Annotated in this window: 18 protein-coding genes; 12 read left to right on the top strand and 6 right to left on the bottom strand. The window is 71.4% G+C overall.

Translation table 11 applies throughout. The features are described from left to right. Nucleotides 1–47: 47 nt before the first annotated feature. Entirely contained in the window at nt 48–341 is a 294-nt protein-coding gene (locus tag J0P97_RS00555; RefSeq protein ID WP_215485826.1) for a glutaredoxin family protein, read from the top strand. Beyond that, the gene (locus tag J0P97_RS00550; RefSeq protein ID WP_215485825.1) at nt 338–634 is read left to right on the top strand and encodes a Dabb family protein; all 297 of its coding nucleotides are present in this window, start codon (nt 338–340) and stop codon (nt 632–634) included. Before J0P97_RS00555 ends, J0P97_RS00550 begins: the two co-directional genes overlap by 4 nt. 7 nt (nt 635–641) lie before the next feature. Here J0P97_RS00550 and J0P97_RS00545 read toward each other — a convergent pair whose 3' ends face one another. The 3 genes from J0P97_RS00545 to aspS form a co-directional block, all read right to left on the bottom strand. Beyond that, nucleotides 642–818: a YegP family protein gene (locus J0P97_RS00545; protein ID WP_215485824.1), complete on the bottom strand. Its 177-nt coding sequence runs from the start codon at nt 816–818 to the stop codon at nt 642–644. Between the two features lie 104 nt (nt 819–922). Beyond that, nucleotides 923–1,711, bottom strand: a complete 789-nt coding sequence (locus tag J0P97_RS00540; protein WP_215485823.1) for a tyrosine-protein phosphatase — start codon at nt 1,709–1,711, stop codon at nt 923–925. Between the two features lie 9 nt (nt 1,712–1,720). Then, a complete protein-coding gene (gene aspS, locus J0P97_RS00535; protein WP_215485822.1) occupies nt 1,721–3,076 on the bottom strand; it encodes an aspartate--tRNA(Asn) ligase in 1,356 nt (451 codons plus the stop codon). A gap of 76 nt (nt 3,077–3,152) precedes the next feature. On the opposite strand from aspS, the gene J0P97_RS00530 reads away from it, so the two are divergent. The 10 genes from J0P97_RS00530 (at nt 3,153) to ccsB (ending at nt 12,124) form a co-directional block, all read left to right on the top strand. Next, the gene (locus tag J0P97_RS00530; protein ID WP_215485821.1) at nt 3,153–3,806 is read left to right on the top strand and encodes a DedA family protein; all 654 of its coding nucleotides are present in this window, start codon (nt 3,153–3,155) and stop codon (nt 3,804–3,806) included. A gap of 26 nt (nt 3,807–3,832) precedes the next feature. Then, nucleotides 3,833–5,428 (top strand): radical SAM protein, encoded by a 1,596-nt coding sequence (locus tag J0P97_RS00525; RefSeq protein ID WP_246539371.1) that lies wholly within the window; start codon nt 3,833–3,835, stop codon nt 5,426–5,428. After that, nucleotides 5,425–5,742 carry a hypothetical protein gene (locus J0P97_RS00520; RefSeq protein ID WP_215485820.1) on the top strand — a complete coding sequence of 106 codons (318 nt, stop codon included), beginning with the start codon at nt 5,425–5,427 and terminating at the stop codon, nt 5,740–5,742. The genes J0P97_RS00525 and J0P97_RS00520 overlap by 4 nt, the downstream gene beginning before the upstream one ends. A gap of 3 nt (nt 5,743–5,745) precedes the next feature. Continuing rightward, on the top strand, nt 5,746–6,573 hold the full coding sequence (locus J0P97_RS00515) for a prolipoprotein diacylglyceryl transferase (protein ID WP_215485819.1): 828 nt from the start codon (nt 5,746–5,748) through the stop codon (nt 6,571–6,573). After that, nucleotides 6,557–7,186 carry a hypothetical protein gene (locus J0P97_RS00510; protein WP_215485818.1) on the top strand — a complete coding sequence of 210 codons (630 nt, stop codon included), beginning with the start codon at nt 6,557–6,559 and terminating at the stop codon, nt 7,184–7,186. The genes J0P97_RS00515 and J0P97_RS00510 overlap by 17 nt, the downstream gene beginning before the upstream one ends. A gap of 73 nt (nt 7,187–7,259) precedes the next feature. Next, nucleotides 7,260–7,889 carry a histidine phosphatase family protein gene (locus J0P97_RS00505; protein WP_215485817.1) on the top strand — a complete coding sequence of 210 codons (630 nt, stop codon included), beginning with the start codon at nt 7,260–7,262 and terminating at the stop codon, nt 7,887–7,889. Continuing rightward, on the top strand, nt 7,889–8,485 hold the full coding sequence (locus J0P97_RS00500; protein WP_308163306.1) for a TlpA family protein disulfide reductase: 597 nt from the start codon (nt 7,889–7,891) through the stop codon (nt 8,483–8,485). Before J0P97_RS00505 ends, J0P97_RS00500 begins: the two co-directional genes overlap by 1 nt. 10 nt (nt 8,486–8,495) lie before the next feature. Continuing rightward, nucleotides 8,496–9,287, top strand: coding sequence for a cytochrome c biogenesis CcdA family protein (locus J0P97_RS00495; protein ID WP_215485816.1), 792 nt, complete (start codon nt 8,496–8,498; stop codon nt 9,285–9,287). Beyond that, the gene (gene resB / locus J0P97_RS00490) at nt 9,268–11,019 is read left to right on the top strand and encodes a cytochrome c biogenesis protein ResB (RefSeq protein WP_215485815.1); all 1,752 of its coding nucleotides are present in this window, start codon (nt 9,268–9,270) and stop codon (nt 11,017–11,019) included. Before J0P97_RS00495 ends, resB begins: the two co-directional genes overlap by 20 nt. A 10-nt stretch (nt 11,020–11,029) precedes the next feature. After that, nucleotides 11,030–12,124, top strand: a complete 1,095-nt coding sequence (ccsB, locus tag J0P97_RS00485; protein ID WP_215485814.1) for a c-type cytochrome biogenesis protein CcsB — start codon at nt 11,030–11,032, stop codon at nt 12,122–12,124. Between the two features lie 209 nt (nt 12,125–12,333). Here ccsB and J0P97_RS00480 read toward each other — a convergent pair whose 3' ends face one another. The 3 genes from J0P97_RS00480 to J0P97_RS00470 all read right to left on the bottom strand — a co-directional run bounded on the left by J0P97_RS00480 (nt 12,334) and on the right by J0P97_RS00470 (nt 18,529). Continuing rightward, on the bottom strand, nt 12,334–13,227 hold the full coding sequence (locus tag J0P97_RS00480; protein ID WP_215485813.1) for an endonuclease domain-containing protein: 894 nt from the start codon (nt 13,225–13,227) through the stop codon (nt 12,334–12,336). A 272-nt stretch (nt 13,228–13,499) separates the two neighbouring features. Continuing rightward, nucleotides 13,500–15,587, bottom strand: coding sequence for a YhgE/Pip domain-containing protein (locus tag J0P97_RS00475; RefSeq protein ID WP_215485812.1), 2,088 nt, complete (start codon nt 15,585–15,587; stop codon nt 13,500–13,502). Beyond that, the gene (locus J0P97_RS00470; RefSeq protein ID WP_215485811.1) at nt 15,584–18,529 is read right to left on the bottom strand and encodes an MMPL family transporter; all 2,946 of its coding nucleotides are present in this window, start codon (nt 18,527–18,529) and stop codon (nt 15,584–15,586) included. Before J0P97_RS00470 ends, J0P97_RS00475 begins: the two co-directional genes overlap by 4 nt. Nucleotides 18,530–18,655: the final 126 nt, after the last annotated feature.

Below are 18,655 nucleotides of genomic sequence, written 5' to 3'. Positions count from 1 at the left end.
TCTGCGCCCTGTCCGCACCGAAGCGCTGCTGCCGAAGGAGGGATGCCGTGACGACGCTCACGATCATCTCCAAGCCCGACTGCCATCTGTGCGACGTCGCTCGCGAGATCGTGGACGTGGTCGTCGCCGATCTGGCGGAGAGCGACGTCGAGGTCGCGGAGCTGTCGATCCTGGACGATCCGCACCTCTACGCGCAATGGTGGGAGAAGATCCCCGTGATCCTCATCGACGACCGCCTGCATGCGCACTGGCGTCTCGACGCGGCCCGACTGCGCAGCGCCCTCATCGACGCCGACAGCCGCACCGCCGACACCATCACCTCGGGAGGGGAACCCGCATGATCCGTCACCTCGTCGCGTGGCGTCTGGCCACCGAAGACCCGGCCGAGAAGGCCGCGCAGGCACAGAAGATCAGTGCCGATCTCACAGCACTGAAGGGCGTCGTCCCCTCGATCAGCGAGATCTGGGTCGGTCCCGACGTTGTCGGAGGCACGAACTGGGATGTCGCACTCGTCGCGGACTTCGTCGACCAGGCGGCCCTGGATGCCTACCAGACCCACCCCGACCACCTCGCCGTCGTCGGCTATGTGCGCTCGGTCGTCTCCGACCGGGTCGCCGTCGACCTCGAGATCTGATCGCGGGTCAGACCTCCACGACCGGAGCGTCGGGCGCGTTCTTCTTGATCGACTCGATGCCGTTGTGCGCGGCGGCCTTCGACTCGTAGGCCTCGCCGACCGCGATGACCTGGCCGTTGCCCGCCTTCAGGCGGAACCGCCACTTGCCGCCCGCGTCGGTGTAGAGCTCGAACTTTCCGGCCATGTCCGTACCTCCTCGCGTGGTGCGTGCGGGGCGCACGCGCTGCGGCTCACACGCTAGCGCGCGCGTCCGGGGTGGCGGAAGAGCACGAGTCTGTGCGTTCCCGATCAGCCTGCGAGGCGGCGCCGCAGCGCCGCGAGCTCGGCGTCGGTGAGCCCCCCGGAGCGCAGGTAGTCCGCCGCCGATCCGTGGGTGGCATCCACCCACTCCAACGCCGTGCGGATGGCCTCGGGCGGGGTCTTCACCATCAGGGTCTGAATCTCAGGAGTGACGGGGATGCCGAGCGCGGCGACCATCTGGAGCATGCCGTCGGCCCACTCTCCGGCGAGGTTCCGCTCGGAGGCGGTGTAGTCGGAGATGACCGCGGCTCGCTCGGCTCCCGCCGCACTCAGGAGGAGTGCCACGGCGACCCCGGTGCGATCTTTGCCCGCCGTGCAGTGGACCAGGACGGCGCTCGGAAGGTCGTCGGTGGAGGCGGCGACCAGACGTGCGACGGCCGCGAAGGCATCCGCGCCGTGCTGCAGCATGCCGACGTAGAGCTGGTCGAGGGTCGGGATGCGCGCCGCCACCTCCGCCATCCGCTCGGGTGTCGGGGGCGCGTCGGCGGCGAACGCCTCCTTCGCCATCTGCGCCATGGCGCCTTCGAGGATCGACATCTCGACGACGCGCACGGCGCGGTCCGCGGGGAGCAGGTCGGGAGCCGCAGCCCGTTCCTCCGGAGTACGGAAGTCGACGACGACGCCGATGTCCGACGCGGCCAGCTCCTCCACCCCGCGCGGCGTGAGCGCTTGCAGTGCGTCCGAACGATACAGGACGCCCGGCCGGACGGCGCCGCCACCCGCGAGGGCGATCCCGCCGACGTCCCGGAAGTTGTGCAGGCCCTCGATGCCGGTCATCCGCGTGCCTTACGGAGCGAGGCGCGTCGGCCCGCGGAAGAGGAAGGTCACCTCGCGGATCGAGTCCTGGCCGAGCATCAGCATGAGCACGCGCGCGAGGCCCATGCCGAAGCCGCCGTGGGGCGGGATGCCGTAGCGGAAGAAGTCGAGGTAGTGCTCGAGACCCTCCAGCGACAATCCCTTCTCGAGCGCCTGCGCCTCGAGGACGTCCACGCGGTGCTCGCGCTGGGCGCCCGTCGTGATCTCGGTGCCGCGGAAGAGGAGGTCGTAGCTGGTGGTGAGGCCCGTCTCCGCATTGCGCATGTGGTAGAACGGCCGGATCTCGGGGTGGTAGTCGGTAATGAACACGAACTGGTGCCCGAAGGTCTCCTGCACGTAGGCAGAGATCTGACGCTCGCCCTCGGGGTCGAGATCGCCGTCGGTGCGGGGGATGTCGTACCCGCGCGTCTTCACGATCTCGCGGGCCTCGGCGAGCGGGATGCGGGGGAAGGGGATCGTCGGCACGACGACCTCGACATCGAACAGCTCCGCGATCTCGGCGCCGTGCCTGTCCTTGACCGCCTGGAACGCGAACGCGAGGAGCTCCTCCTGCATCCGCGCGACGTCCTCGTAGGAGTCGATCCACGAGATCTCGGCGTCGATCGAGGTGAACTCGGTCGCGTGGCGGCTCGTGAAGCTCGGGTCGGCGCGGAACACGTCGCCGATCTCGAACACCTTCCCGAAGCCGGCGGCCTGCGCCATCTGCTTGAAGTGCTGCGGGCTCTGCGCGAGGTAGGCGGTCTGGTCGCCGAAGTACTCGAGGGCGAACAGCTCGGCGTTGCCCTCGGCGGGCGTCGACATGAGCTTGGGGGAGTGGATCTCGACGTAGTCGCGCTCGACCCAGTAGGTGCGCATCGCGTGCTCGAGCGTCGTCTGGATGCGGAAGACGAGGTTGTTCCGACGCTGGCGCAGGTCGATGAAGCGCCAGTCCATGCGCTTGTCCAGGCCGCTGTCGGCGGCGATCGGGGTCTCGGGCAGGGCGGCCGACGCGATCTCGAGCGAGCCCACCTTGATCTCGACACCGCCGAGCTTGACGCGCTCGTCGTGCTTGAGCTCACCCGTGACGGTGAGGAACGTGCCCGTCGACAGCTCGGAGATGAGAGCCGTCAGTGCCAGCGCCGCCTCGGTCTCTGAGCTCGTCGAGGGCTCGGCGCCCTCCGGGGCGGGGCGGGTCGCCGGGTTCACGAGCTGCACGGCGCCGGTCTCGTCGCGCAGGATGACGAACTGCACCTTCTTCTGATCGCGGACGGTCTCGACCCATCCGGATACCGAGACGGGGCCGTCTTCGCGGGACTGCAGCTGGCTGACAAGGGTGCGTTCACTCACGAGGAGCCAGTCTACGGGGCGGTCCGCTCGGCGTCCGCTCAGGTTCCCGTCCCCTCGGGTCCGTAGCGTCGAGCGCATGCAGACTCTGGACGGATCCTGGCTCACCGCCCTCGTGGACGGGGTCGTCGGGCTCATGAACCTCATCGGCGCGCCCGGCGCGGGCATCGCCATCGCCCTCGAGAACCTGTTCCCCCCGCTGCCCAGTGAGGCGATCCTGCCGATGGCGGGACTCGCCGCCGCGCGTGGCTCGTTCACCCTCGTCGAGGCACTCGCCTGGACGACCGCGGGGTCGGTCGTCGGCGCGTTCGCGCTCTACGCCCTGGGCGCGTGGCTCGGGCTCGACCGCCTACGACGCATCGCCCGCCGCGCCCCGCTCCTCCAGGTCGACGACGTCGACCGGACGGTCGCATGGTTCGGCCGCCACGGCGGCAAGGCCGTCTTCTTCGGGCGCATGCTCCCGATCTTCCGGAGCCTCATCTCCATCCCCGCCGGCGTGGTGCGGATGCCGCTCTGGCGCTTCGGCCTGCTGACTCTCGCGGGATCGCTCATCTGGAATTCGGTCTTCGTCCTGTCGGGCTACTTCCTCGGCGCGCAGTGGCACATCGTGGAGGAGTACGCCGGCATCCTCCAGTACGTCGTCATCGGCGTCGCCGGCGCGGCACTCGTCTGGTTCACCGTCGCGCGGGTGCGCCAGCTGCGCGGACGCGCTGTGGACCAGGGCCCCGCCTGAGCGTACCGATGCAGTAGCGTCGGCCCATGACCGCCACCGCCGGCGCCGGGATGCCGCTTCGCGACTATCGCGTCCACCGCTACGTGAACGCCTTCTGCCCGCGGTGTCACGAGGAGGATCCCGAGCGTCCGCTGTCGGAGGTGCGCCGGCTCTCCGGGTGGCTCGCCGACCGGGACGGCACCGTGTGGCTCGAGCGCGGGTGCCCCGATCATGGGCTCGTCTCCACCCTCTACGACGAGTCCGCGGAGATCCTCAGCTATCTCGAGCAGTGGACCGCCCCGACGAAGGTGCACGGCCCGGACACGGTGGGCAACTTCAAGCCGGTCCCCTCGGCGTACGAGGACGGGCTGCCGCAGATGCAGACGCAGCACACGTGCATCTTGCTCGAGGACCTCACGGACCACTGCAACCTGCGCTGCCCGACGTGCTTCGCCGAGTCGGGTCCGGCGGCGAGCGCGGTCGCGCCCCTCACCGAGGTGCTGGCCTCCGTCGACGCGCGCCTGGCCAAAGAGCAGGGTCGCATCGACGTCCTCATGCTCTCGGGCGGTGAGCCGACGCTCTACCCCTGGCTCGAGCAGCTGCTGGAGCAGCTGGTCGCCCGCCCGGTCGTGCGCATCCTGCTGAACTCCAACGGGCTGCGCATCGCCCAGGACGACGGTCTCGTCGAGACGCTGAAGCGTCACCGCGAGCGCGTCGAGGTGTACCTGCAGTACGACGGGGAGTCGGCCGAGGCATCCGCCTTCCATCGCGGCGCCGACATCCGCCGGTTCAAGCAGCGCGCCCTCGAGCGGCTCTCGGATGCCGGGGTCTTCACCACCCTCACCATGACGGCGGCGCTCGGCGTGAACGACGGTGAGATCGGCGATGTGATCCGCCGTGCGATGGCGACGCCCTATGTGGGCGGTGTGACGATCCAGCCCGTGTTCGGCTCGGGGCGCTCTGCCGGGATCGACCCCGAGAGCCGCCTCACCCATACCGGTGTCCTCGCTCGACTCGGGCCGCAGACGGGCGACGAGATCACGTGGCGGGACCTCACCGCCCTGCCGTGCAGCCACCCGCACTGCTGCTCGGTAGGGTACTTCCTCAAAGACGACGCGGGGGACTGGAAGTCGCTCGTCGGACTCATCGGCCACGAACGGCTGAAGGGCTTCCTCGACCTCAACCCCGATCTCCTCGCGAACCGCATCGCCGACTCGAACGTCAACAAGGCGATCCGGGATGTCGTGAAGAGCTCGCTCCTCGACCTCCTCAGCGAGCAGTCGTCCCTGTCGCATCCGTCGATGAGCGACATCTGGCGCGACATCTGCGTGAACTGCGATCTGGGCATCGGGACGCTCGCGACCTTGGCGGCATCCAAGCTCCCCGGGCAGCACCAGCGGCTGCGCAGGATGCTGGCCGATCGCGTGCTGCGCGTCACGGTGAAGCCCTTCATGGACATCAACACGATGATCGAGGAGCGTCTCACCCAGTGCTGCGTGCACGTGGCCACCGTGAACGAGGAGACCTCGGCGCACCAGTGCGCCCCGTTCTGCGCCGTCCAGGCCTGGGCTCCGCTCGCGCGGACGCGCATCTCGACGGCGACGGGCGGACGCCGGCAGCTGCCCGTCTCGGTGGCCACATGAGCGCCGCGGGCTACGGCCACCTGAACCAGCGCGATCCCTCGGTGCCCGATGCCACGGCGCCCTTCGACCCGCTGCGCCTCTGCGTCTTCACGACCATCGCCCTGCTGGCGTGCCTTCTCGGACCGGTCGCCGTCCTCGTCTTCGCGGCCGTCGCGATCGGCGGGTACAGTCGCGCGCGCCGCGCGGGCCTGCTGCGCTCGCGCTGCAAGCTCGGCGCGACGCGCACCGTGCTCATCTACCTCTGGACGGTCGCGGTGGCCTCCGCGGTCGCGATCCCCTTCTGGATCATGATGTGGGTCCGGGTCTGGAGCTGACGCGTGTTCCCGACGCTGCAGGACCTCGCCCCCTGGCTGCCGCCGGTGGGGACCCACGAGCTGTTCGTCGCCCTCGGACTCTGCGCGGCGGGGATCGTCTTCCTGATCGAGAAGCGCCGGCGCGGGGTCAGCGATCCGCGTCTGCCGTACCTCGTCCTCGGAGCCCTCGTGGGAGCGGCGCTCCTGTCGCGCCTCGGGACGTGGGCCCAGCACCTCGACCCGTCGCGGAACCTGAGCTTCGTCGATCAGCTCGCGCACGGGAACGCGTCGATGCTGTCGGCGCTCGTCGGCGCCTGGCTGGGCGTGCACGTCGCCAAGCGCATCGTGCGCTACCCCGACCGCACGGGCGACCTGTTCGCGCCGGCGGTGGCGCTTGCGATGTGCATCGGCCGCGTCGGATGCCTCCTGACGGAGCGCCCGGGGATACCCACGGCATCGGGGTGGGGCGTCGTGCTCACCCCGGAGGCCGCGGCACGCGTCGGATCGCCCGCCGGCGTGGGGCTGCACCCGAGCTTCGTGTACGAGATCGCATTCCACGCGGTCGCGTTCGCGCTCCTCTGGTTCTGGCTGCGCCATCGGCCGATCGCCGCGGGGGAGACGCTGACGCTCTACATCGCGGCCTACGGCATCTTCCGCTTCCTCGTGGAGTTCGTCCGCGGCAACGAGGTCGCCTGGGCCGGGTTCACGCGCCCGCAGCTGTTCCTCATGGTCACCATCCCGATCCTCCTCGTCCGCCTCGCCGTGATGGCGCGGCGCGGAGCCTTCGGGTCGCGGCGGCCGGAGGCATCCATTCCGGAAGAGAGGACGGATCGCCGTGAGCAACCCGCCTGACGAACCGCACGATGAGGCTCCGAGCCCGGAGCAGCCCGACCCGCCCGGGGCGCCGGAGCCGCCGGCGACGCCCGAGCAGCCGGCGACGCCCGAGCAGCCGTCGGTGCCCGGGCAGCCGACGACGCCCGAGCAGCCGTCGGTGCCCGAGCAGCCGGCGACACCGGAGTACCCGCAGCCGGCGACACCTCCGCCGCCGGCCCCGCCGGGCGCATACCCGCCGCCCCCGCCGGGGTCGTACGCCGCGGGCGCCCATCCGCCGCAGCCGTATCCGCAGCAGCCGTACCCGTCTGGGCCGTATCCGCAGCAGCCGTACCCTCCGGGCGCGTACGGCGCGCCGCCATCCGTGGCCGCTCCCTCGTCCACACCGCTCGGGGTCGGCGCGGGGGTGGGGATCGGCTGCGGCGCCCACGTGCTCGGCTTCATGGTGGCCTTCGCCGCCCTCGGGGCGGGTCTGTGGGGCTTCTTCGCCCCGTTCATCGTGATCGCCATCGTCGCGACCGTGATGATGTTCTTCCCCGTGACGCGCAGACTCGCGACCGGGATGCTGATCGTCGTGGCGGGCTCGTGGATCGTCTTCCTCGGGCCGTGCCTGGCGATCATGACCTCGCACTGATGCCGCGTCGGCGTCCTCCGGTGCAGCGGGTCTCCCAGCCCGCCCACAAGCTGGGCCCACGTAGACTTGGCGGGTGCCCGCCGATCGCCTTCACCTCGTGCGCCACGGCGAGGTCCACAACCCCGGGCGCGTCCTGTACGGTCGCCTCCCGGAGTTCCGACTGAGCGGCGCGGGGCGCGCGATGGCCGCCGCCGCGGCGGCCCATGTCGCCGGTCTCGAGCGGCCCGTGACCGCCCTGTACGCCTCCCCGCTCCAGCGCACCCGCGAATCGGCGGAGCCCTTCGCCGAGGCGTTCGGCCTCGATCCGGTCATCGACGAGCGGATCATCGAGCCGACGAACGTCTTCGAGGGCAAGCGGATGCGCCGCGCGGTCCTGAACCCCGGCAACTGGAAGTACCTCTCCGATCCCGCTCTGCCGAGTTGGGGTGAGCCCTACATCGAGGTCGTGGAGCGGATGGATGCCGCGATGGTCGCCGCCTGGGACGCGGCCGAGTCGGGTGACGTCGTCCTCGTCTCCCACCAGCTGCCGATCTGGATCACCCACCTCGCCGTGGCAGGCGAGCCCCTGCGGCACGATCCGCGCAAGCGGCGCTGCGCCCTCTCGAGCGTGACGAGCTTCGAGCGCCGCGGCAACGAGTGGCGGGAGGTCGCCTACGCGGAGCCCGCGACGACGGCGGACGCCGTGGATGTGGGAGCGGTCTGATGCGCAAGGTCCTGGCATCCCTCACGGCGGCGCTGCTCGCCATCACGCTCGCGGCCTGCACGGCGCCGAGCGACGAACTCGCCGACCAGTACCGGGAGGGCGGCGACACCGGCTTCATCTCCGGCGACGGGCGCGTGCAGGAGATCCCCGTCGATCAGCGCGGCGCCGCGGTCGAGTTCGCGGGGACGTCCGTGGACGGTGCCGCGGTCTCGAGCGCCGACTTCGGCGACGACGTGCTCGTCCTCAACTTCTGGTATGCGCAGTGCGGGCCCTGCCGTGCGGAGGCGCCGATCCTCGAGGAGAGCTTCCAGGCGACGAAGCCGAAGGGCGCGGCGTTCCTCGGCGTCAACATCTACGACGGGCCCGAGCAGGCGACCTCGTTCGAGACGACCTACGGCATCAGCTACCCGTCGCTGCTCGCGAAGAGCGACGCCGACCTCAAGCTCGCCTTCGCCGACTGGACGCCGCTGCAGGCCGTGCCGATCACGCTCGTCCTCGACCGCCAGGGCCGCGTCGCGGCGCGGTTCGTCGGTCAGGTGGAGAGCGCCTCGATCCTGCAGACCATCGTGAACGACGTGCTGGCGGAAGCCTCGTGAGGCTCCGGCCGTGAGCGCCGGATCGATCGTCTTCGACGGCGCGCTGTGGCTCGCCGTCCCGATCGCGATGCTCGCCGGCCTCATCTCGTTCGTCTCGCCGTGCGTGCTGCCGCTCGTGCCGGGCTACCTCGGCTTCCTCGGGGGCGCGACCGCGCCCGCACGGTCCGGAGCCGCGGTGGCATCCGGAGGGCAGGCCACGGGCGGTGCGGGCGGTGCGAGGGAGGGGCGAGCGCGCCTTCTCGTCGGCGTCGCACTGTTCATCGCGGGCTTCACCGTCGTGTTCGTCGCGATGGGGGTGCTCGCGGGGACCCTCGGGCGCTTCTTCATCCAGTACCAGGACATCCTGACGCGCATCCTCGGCGTCGTGGTGATCGCGATGGGGCTCGTCTTCCTCGGCCTGTTCGGGCTCGCCCAGCGCACCGTCAAGCCGCAGGTGCGCAGCGGCCTGGGCCTTCTCGGAGCCCCGCTGCTCGGCATCGCGATGGGGATCGGATGGGCGCCGTGCATCGGCCCCACCTACGCCTCGATCCTGTCGATCTCGCTGACGCAGGCCGACCCGTGGCGCGCGGTGCTGCTCGCGGTCGCGTACTCGCTGGGCCTCGGCATCCCGTTCCTCCTCCTCGCGGTGGGGTTCGGCTGGGCGACGCGCTCCGTCGCATTCCTGCGCCGGCATATCCGTACGGTCAACATCATCGGAGGCGTTCTGCTCGTGATCCTCGGCGTGCTCATGGTCTCGGGAGTGTGGACGGCGATCATGTCGCACCTGCAGGGGGTGATCGGCGGTGTCACCCTCCCGCTCTGACACGCGCGTCGGCGAGTCCTCCGCCTCGGATCCGCTGCGCCCCGCCGACCACGCGGACAGCGCCGGCGGCGACGTCCGCGACGGTGACGGGCGGATCACCCAGCCGCAGCTCGGCGTCGTCGGCTGGCTGCGCTGGGGCTGGCGGCAGCTCACGAGCATGCGGACGGCGCTCGTCCTCCTCCTCCTCCTCGCCATCGCGGCGATCCCCGGATCGATCGTGCCGCAGCGCAGCGCCGACCCGAACGGCGTCATCGACTTCGAATCGAAGAACCCGGGTCTGTATCCCGTCTACGACGCCCTGCAGCTGTTCGACGTGTACTCGTCGGCGTGGTTCTCCGCGATCTACATCCTGCTGTTCATCTCGCTCATCGGATGCGTGATCCCGCGGACGAGGCACCATTTCGCGGCGCTCCGCGCCCGACCTCCGCGAACGCCGATGCGCCTGTCGCGCCTGGACGACTACGCGTCGACGACGCGCGCCGTCCCGGTGGGGGCGGTCCCCGACGCGGAGGCGACGCGGATCGTCGAGATCGCCCAGGCGCAGCTGCGGAGGGCGGGTTACCGCGTCGAGCGCTACGACTCCCCGGCGACGGGGACGCGCCCCGCCGTCGCGTCGGTGTCCGCCGAACGGGGCTACGCGCGCGAGACCGGCAACCTCGTCTTCCATGCGGCCCTCGTCGGGGTGCTGATCTCGGTCGGCGTCGGCGGCGGGCTCACCTACACGGGGCAGACGGTGATCGCCGAGGGCGACAGCTTCGTCAACTCGCTCGGCCTCGGCTACACCTCGTTCAATCCGGGCCGCTTCGTCGACCCCGAGCAGCTGCCGCCCTACTCGCTGAGCCTCGACAGCTTCCAGGTGTCGTACGTTCCGGTCGGGCAGGCCGGTCAGGGGATGGCCGGCGACTTCGCCGCGAACCTCACGACACGCCTCCCGGGCAACGACGCCGAGAAGCAGACCGTGCGGGTCAACCATCCGCTCGAGATCGCCGGCGACCGGGTGTACCTCATGGGCAACGGCTACGCGCCGACGATCACGGTGCGAAACCCCGCGGGCGACGTCGTCTTTCGTGAGGACGTGGAGTTCCTGCCGCAGGACGCGAACATGACCTCGCTCGGCGTGGTGAAGGTCGCCGATGGTCTCGCCCAACAGCTCGGCCTCGTGGGCTTCTTCTACCCGACGGCGGCGACACTCCACTCCGGCGCGTTCACCTCGGCGTACCCCGCGCTGGCGAACCCGTTGCTCACCGTGGACGTCTACGTGGGGGACCTCGGCATCGATGACGGCACCCCGCGGAACGTCTACGCGCTCGACACCACGAGCATGACCCAGGTGACGGGTCGCGCGATCGGCGTCGATTCGCTCAAGCTCGAGCCGGGGAAGACCGTCGACCTCCCGAACGGACTGGGCACGATCACCTTCGAGGACAACACCGCGACCGGCGGCGCCGAGGCCGTCAAGCGCTACGTGTCGCTGTCGATCCACCGCGACGTCGGCGCACCGTTCGTGCTCGGTTTCGCGATCCTCGCACTCGGTGGGCTCGTCACCGCGCTGTTCGTGCCCCGCCGGCGGCTGTGGGTCAAGGCGACCCCGTCGGGCGGCGCGGGGATCCAGGTGGAGTACGCGGGCCTCGCGCGCGGCGAAGACCCGGCGATCGCCGTCGCCGTCGAGGCGCTGCGGCGTGAGCACGAGGCATCCCTCGACACCCCCTCGGCCCCGACCCGCCCTGCGTAGACTGGACGACATGCCCGCTGGAGACTTCTCGCTCGACGCCGTCTCGGTCCTCCTCGTATGGACCGCGGTCGCGATCTACGCCCTCGCGTTCATCGCCTACGCCGTCGACCTCGCTCGGCGGTCGGATCTGGCCGCCAAGGCGCAGGATGCCGCCGCGCAGGAGCTCGCGCCGGCTCGTGAGCTCGTCGGCGCCGCCGCCGGGGATGCCTCGGGGGCTTCGAACGCTCCCACCATCGCGCAGATCCGCGCGGAGGAGGCCGCCGCGCTCGCCGCCGTGGAAGCCCGGCCGTCTGCGCGCCCCCGGTACATGTGGGCGCGGATCGGGACATCCCTCACGGTCCTCGGTCTCCTCTTCCATGTCGCCGCGGACATCACGCGCGGCATCGCTGCGGGCCGCGTGCCGTGGTCGAACATGTACGAGTTCGCCCTCACCGGCACGATGCTCATCGTCGCCGTCTACCTCGTCGTGCTGCTGAAGTACGACCTGCGCTTCCTGGGGACCTTCATCACGGGCCTGGTCACCGTCCTCCTCGGCGGTACCGCGATCTGGTTCTACACGGTCGTCGTCCCCCTCTCCGACCCGCTGAAGAGCGTGTGGCTGGTCATCCACGTGTTCGTCGCCTCGCTCGCAACCGCGCTGTTCGCCCTCGCTTTCGCGCTCTCGGTGACGCAGCTGCTGCAGGCGCGACGCGAGCGCCTCGCCGTGGCCGCAGCCGAGGCGGGGGCCGCTGATGCCGCGGCGACGCCCACGGCAGTGGCATCCGGACCTCGCTTCCTGCGCACCCTTCCGTCCGCGGACGCCCTGGAGTCGCTCGCCTACCGTTTCGCGATCATCGGCTTCATCTTCTGGACCTTCACCCTCATCGCCGGCTCGATCTGGGCCAACGACGCGTGGGGCCGGTATTGGGGCTTCGACACCAAAGAAGTGTGGACCTTCGTCATCTGGGTCCTCTACGCCGGCTATATCCACGCGCGCGCGACGCGCGGCTGGCGGGGCACGCGCTCGGCATGGCTCTCGATCGTCGGATTCTCGGCCGTCATGTTCAATTTCACGATCGTGAACATGTTCTTCAAGGGTCTGCACGTCTACAGCGGCCTGAGCTGAGCCGCCCGTCGCGACCCGTCGCGCCCCGTCCCGTCGCGCCCCGCTCCGTCCCGTCGCGTCGCGCCGCGCCCGCGCCCCGTCCCGTCGCCCTGCCCTCTGCCGAGTGTCCAAGACACGCGGACACGGAGCGGTCGCACACCGCGTGTTGTGGACACTCGGCAGGCGCGGCGTGGCGAGCACGCGGCGGCGGCGGCAGCGGCGGGGCGGGGTCAGCGGGAGTAGCCGCGAGAGGTGAGCGCGGCGCGTGTGCGCGCGACGATCGCTCGTCCGGGGTCATCGAAGTGATGGGCGAGGACGCGCACGATCAGCCAGCCCTCCGCGGCGATGTCCGCCCAGCGGTCGGCGTCGCGTGCGAACTGCGCGCCGGTGCTGTGCTGGCGGCCGTCGTACTCGACGCAGACCCGCCAGCGCCGGTAGGCGAGGTCGAGGCGGGCGACGAACCGCCCGTCGGGGCGGCGGAGGTCGACGTTGAGCTCCGGCTCAGGGAGCCCCGCGCGAACGAGGACGAGCCGGGTGAGGGTCTCGCGCGGCGACTCCGAGCCGACGCGCGACTCCGCCAGCGCGGCCCGAGCGGTCACCGCGCCCCGCTGACCCGGGCGGAGGGATGCTGTGAGCTCCTCACGCGTCGCGAGACCGCGGGTGAAGATGGCATCCGCCATCGCGACGAGGTCGTCGACGAGGAGATGCTCGGCGCACTGCGACCAGACCAGGGCGGGCGGCGGGACCGGCATCCCTTCGACGAGCGTGACCCCCTCCGGGTCGAACGTGTGCCGGTGCCCGATCACGCCTTCCGTGCGCGGTTCGCGCCCGCCCCAGAGAGCGCAGACCTCGAGGGGGCGTGAGGCGCACCACGGGGGCAGCGGGAGCGACCAGATGGCCGCCGCGGTGAGGTGGCTGAAGATCTGATGGCCGCGGAGGCGCGGCGCGAGCTCCGTGCACCGCCCGAGGACGTCCTGCGCGGGCGGGTCGGGTGCGCGGACACCGTGGAACGGCCGCGCGAGCTGCCGCGAGCGGAGCCGGTTCGCGGGGAGGCCATGGGCGCGCGCCGCGGACACGGCGAAGGCCGTCGCGGCGAACTCCTCGGGGAGCAGGATGCGGTGCACGCACCCAGTCGACCTCGCCCGGCATCCCGCCGAAGCCTTCCGAGCCTGATCTGTGGACGGATTCGGCGATTCGCGCCCTGTGGATGACAACCCGACCCAACCCCCGGCCGTGCCTCCGCCCTGCCGCCCGGATCGCCGCCGAGTGTCCAAGACACGCGGGCCGCACCGGGGTCGCGTCCGCGTGTTCTGGACACTCGGCAGAGGGCGAGAGGGCGAGACGGCGAGACGGCGAGGGGGGCGGCCCCAGGCCCCGCCGCGCCCGCCCGCCCGGCCTACGCCAGCGCGGGGGCGGGCTGGAGCAGTGCGCGGGCGCCTGCGGTCCGGCGACGGGTGACGGCGATCACCGTCGCGATGAACGCGAGCACCGCCCAGACGACCATCCCGACCGCGCCGGCCCGGAGGCCGCCCGCCGACGTCAGCGCCGCGAGGAACGCGTCGTACGCCGGAGTCGTCGGCAGCAGGGCCGCGATCTGCGTCAGGATGCCGGGGACGGTCGAGACGATCCCCGTGGCGACCGCCATGACTCCGACGAGGGCCGAGATCCAGCGGCCGGCGCCTCCGAAGACGGCGACCAGCGCCTGGTTGACGGCGGCGAACGCGACCCCCGCGAGGACGGCGAGGATCGCGAAGCCCCACCACGTGTGCGCGTCGTAGCGTGCCGCCAGCTGCACGACCGCGGCGACCAGGATGCCCTGACCTGCCCCGATCGCGGCGGCCGGGGCGAGGCTCCTCAGCGCGAGGAGCGCGGAGGGGCGGCGGGAGCTCAGCGCGTACCGCGGCACCGCCTGCAGGGCGATGAACGAGGCGAGACCGCCGAACCACAGCGCGAGCATCGCCAGGAGCGGGATCGCCGAGGCGCCGAAGAGCGTGGAGGACGTGCCCGAGGCGGTCACCGGGTCGCTGACGACCGACGCGAGATCCGTCGCCTGCTGGTTCGTGTACGACGGCAGTGCGGATGCCGCGGTGTCGAGACCGTCGGCGAGCGAACCCGTGCCGGTGGCGACCTGCCCGATGCCGTCGGCGAGCTGGTCGGCGCCGTCGGCGGCCGTGGTCGCGCCGCTCGCGAGCTGGCCCGCCCCGGTCGCGGACTGCGCGGCTCCGTCGGCGATCCCCTGCGCGCCGGCCGCCAGCCCGTCGGCGCCGGTCGCGAGCTCGTTCGCTCCGGCGGCGGCCTGCGAGAGCCCTCCGGCGAGGCCGGCGATGCCCTGGGAGATCCCCGCGCTTCCGGCCGCGAGCTGCGCGGTCGCAGCGGGGAGCTGATTGATCTGGCCGAGCCCGTCGGCGATCTGCTGCGAGTTCCCGATCAGGTCGGTCACGGTGGGCAGTGCCGCCTCCGCCTCGTCGGCGGCACGTGTGAGAGCCGCGCAGAACTCGGCGGGCGACCCGCTGGTCGCGCACTCGGCGGCGAGCTGCTGCAGCTGCGCGACGGTGGCCTCGGCGTTCTGCTGCACGGTGGCGCTGTTGTCGGCGACGTTCTGCGCGGCATCGATGACCCGCTGCGGCACGCTGATGCCCTGCGCCTGGTCGGCGAACTGCTGCATCCCCGCGGCGAGGGCGGCACTGGGCTGCACGAGCTGGTTCAGTCCGTTCGAGAGCTGACCGAGTCCGTCCGCCGAGCGGTGTGCGCCGGCGGCATAGCTCGTCACACCGGACGCGAGCTGGCCGGCGCCGGAGGAGAGCTGGTCGAGTCCGCCGGAGAGGGCGCCCGCCCCCGTGGCGAGCTGGCGGACCCCGTCGGCGAGCGAGACGGCGCCGGACTGGGTCTTCGTCGCCCCGTCGGCGAGCTGGTGCGCGCCGTCCGCAGCGGTGCCGAGCTGGTCGCCGAGCGTCGTGAAGCCGAGGAAGACGTTCTCGAGGTAGACCGTGGACAGCTGCTGCCCCAGGACGGATGCCGCTGCCGATGCCACCTGCGAGGTGATCGCCTCGTCGACGATGCGGCTGTCGGGAGCCGTCTGCGCCGTGATCGTCGCGCGTTCCGGCGTCGAGCCCGGGGCGGTCGAGGTGGCCGCTGCGGAGAAGTTCGCGGGGATCGTGATGACGGCGTCATAGGTTCCGTCGGCGAGGCCGGTGGCGGCGTCGTCCGTGTTGGAGATGGTCCAGTCGAGGTTCGACGGCAGAGCATCCGACCCCTTGACGAGGCCGGCGGTCAGCTGGCGGCCGAGGGGGACGTACTGACCGTTGATCGTCACGGGCTCATCTTCGTTGACGATCGCGGCCCGCATCCCGTCGAGCCGCTCGACGGGGTTGTAGAGGGCCGCCACCAGGATGCCGCCGATGACGACGGGCAGCAGCAGCACGCCGATCAGGGTGAGCCAGGTCACGGGGCGGCGGGAGCGCGCGCGCTCGAGGGGGAGGGTCATGAGGAGATCACCTGGGTCGAAGGGGTCAGAGTCGAAAGGGCGAGGGACGTCACACCGGGGCGGTGCGCGTCGCTGAGGACGCCCAGTGCGGGGCCGTCGTGTCGGGCGGATGCCACGACCGTGAGGGCGGAGTCGGCATCGCCGGACCGCGCCTCGAGCGCGGTCGCCGCGTCGCGCAGAAGGGCGGCGGCCTGGTCGCGGTCGGCGCCGGCGAGCGTGTCCAGCCCGTCGATCGCCACGAGGGTCGTACGCCCGCGGAGGGCGCGCCGCAGCTCGGCGAGGGGATCGACGGCGCCGGCGAGCAGGGCGACCCCGACATGGGCGCGCACCCACGCCCCGCGACCGGGGAGGAGGTGGCCGGCGACGCGCAGGCGACCCTCGCTGGGGTCGATCCTCCCCGCCGTCATGAGGACGAAGGCGCGCGCGGCGCGCGGGTCGGAGGAGGTCACGAGCAGAGTGTCGCCGTGTCCCAGACGGAAGTCGGCTCCCGTGAAGAGCTCCACCTCGCCCACGCCGCGACCGCCGTCGACGCGCACGCTCACGCCCTCGCCGACGAGCGGGGCGCGCGAACCGGGTTCGGGCCAGTCCGCGAGGGCGAGCTCCCGTTCGACGGCCTCGCCCTCGATGTCGAAGTGGGGCAGCGCGCGGTCGAGCCAGCGCGGCATCCACCACGCCTTCTCGCCGAGCAGCGCCATGATCGCGGGCCCGAGCGTCATCCGCACGAGGAACGCGTCGACCGCGATGCCGACCGCCAGCCCGAGGGCGATCGGTTTGATCGCCGTGTCACCCTCGGGGACGAAGGCGGCGAACACGGCGAACATGATGACGGCGGCCGCCGTGACGACGCGGGCCGATGCGGTGAACCCGCTGCGGACGGCGCCGACGGCGGTCTGACGATCGGCCCGGCCGCGGCGCGCGCGACGTGTGTGGACGTAGTCCTCGCGCATGCGCGACACGAGGAACACCTCGTAGTCCATCGCGAGCCCGAACAGAACGCCCATGAGGATGATCGGCATGAAGGAGATGACGGGTCCGGTGCGGGTCACGTGCAGCGCATCGGCGAGCCATCCCCATTCGAAGACGGCGGCGACGACGCCGAACGAGGCGAGGATCGACAGCAGGTAGCCGAGGGTCGCCTTCAAGGGCACCCAGACCGATCGGAACACGATCATCAGGAGGACGAATGAGAGGCCGACGACGAACAGTCCGAAGGGCAGCAGCGCCGCTCCGAGCCGGTCGGAGATGTCGATCGCGATGGCGGTGAAGCCGGTGACCTTGAGGTCGACGCCGTAGGTCGAGAGCCACTCGTCGTGGTGCGAACGCAGCTCGCGGACGAGGTCGGCCGTCTGCGGGTCGTCGGGCGCGGTCGTGGGAACGACCTGGATGAGCCCGGTATCGGCGGTCTCGTTCGGGGTGGCGAGCGCCACCTCGGCGACGCCGGGGATCTTCTCGATCTCCGATTTCAGGTCGGCCATGAGGCCGAGCGGATCGGTGGAGGTGACGATCGTCCCCGTGACGATCAGCGGGCCGTTGGCGCCCGGGCCGAAGTGCTCGGCCGTCAGGTCGTACGCCTGGCGCGCCTCGCTCGAGGCCGGCTGCATCCCGGCGTTCGGGAGGGCGAGCTGCAGACTCGCCGCCGGGATCGCCACGACGCCGAGGGTCAGCACGACCGCGATCGTCGTGATGATCGGATGCCGCGTCACGAGCATCACCCAGGGGTTCGTGCGCGTGCGTGGGGTCGCGACGGGCTCGGGGTTCCGGCGCGCCGCCGCGGCGGGCACGGGCGCGGCGGGCACGGGCTCGGCGGGCGATCCGTCGACCGGCTCGAGAGTCGAGGCGGCCTTCGCCGACGGCCGAGCGCCTCGCCGACGGCCGACGCGCATGCCCCGCGAGAGGCCATGGCCCCAACCGGCGACGCGACCCTTCGCGAACCCGAGCAGAGCGGGCGTCAGCGTCACCGCGACGAGGACGGCGACGGCGACGGCACCGGCCGCGGCGATGCCCATCGTCGTGAGGAACGGGATGCCGGCGAAGCTGAGGCCGATCAGGGCGATGAGCACCGTGACGCCGGCGAAGACGACCGCAGACCCCGCCGTGCCGGTGGCGCGGGAGGCGGACTCCTCGGGCGCGATCCCGGCGCGGACCTGATCCTGATGTCGCGCGACGATGAAGAGCGCGTAATCGATCCCGACGGCCAGTCCGAGCATGATGGCGAGCATCGGGGTGGTCGAGGACACCGTCGCGAACGCGGTGGAGGCGAAGATCAGGGTGATCGCCAGGGCCACGCCGATGAGGGCGCTTACGAGGGGGAACCAGGCCACCGCGAAGGAGCGGAACGTGACGATGAGCACGAACAGGGCCACGAGGACGCCGACGATCTCGACGATCGAGAGGGCGGGAAGAGACGTCGAGAACAGGTCGCCCCCGACGACGACCTTCGATCCGGCGGGGAGCGTCGCGCCGAGGGAGTCCGAGGCATCCTCCAGAGCGGTCTTGGTGGCACCCGGCACGTCGGTCACGGTGCCCTCGAACTGGAGGCGGATGAGTGCCGCCTCGCCGTCGTCCGAGAGCGTTCCGGAGACGGTGCCGTCGAAGGGGTCGGTGACCGCGATCACGCCATCCAGGCGGCTCAGGTCCGTGACGGTCGCGGCGATCTCGTCGGTGTACGGCTCCTCGTCGACGCGGTCGCCCGGAGCGGCGACCACGATGAACTGCGCGCTCGTGCCGCTCGCCTGCGGGAATGTGCGGTTCAGGAGCTCGAGACCCTCCTGGCCCTCGGTCCCGGGGATCGAGAAGGAGTTGTCGAAGCCCTTGATGCCGCCGGTGGCGATCCCGACGCCGACCGATCCGCCGACGATGCCGAGGAGCAGGATCCACGAGAGGAGCACGCGCCACGGATGGCGGTAGGACCAGCGGCCGAGGGAGGACAGAAGAGTGGACACAGGCGCTCCGGGAACGTTGTTCAGTCGGATCAGGGAAAGGCGATACAGCGCTGTATCCGATACATGGTTGTATCCTAAGAGCGTCGGTCCCCGCAATTCTGGGGACTCGGTGTGAAAATCGTCCGG

The sequence above is a fragment of the Microbacterium flavum genome, from assembly GCF_018717645.1.
GTDB classification, from domain to species: Bacteria; Actinomycetota; Actinomycetes; order Actinomycetales; family Microbacteriaceae; genus Microbacterium; species Microbacterium flavum.
The sequence above is the reverse complement of the archived record's forward strand: the minus strand, read 5'-3'. Positions and strand labels throughout refer to the sequence as shown.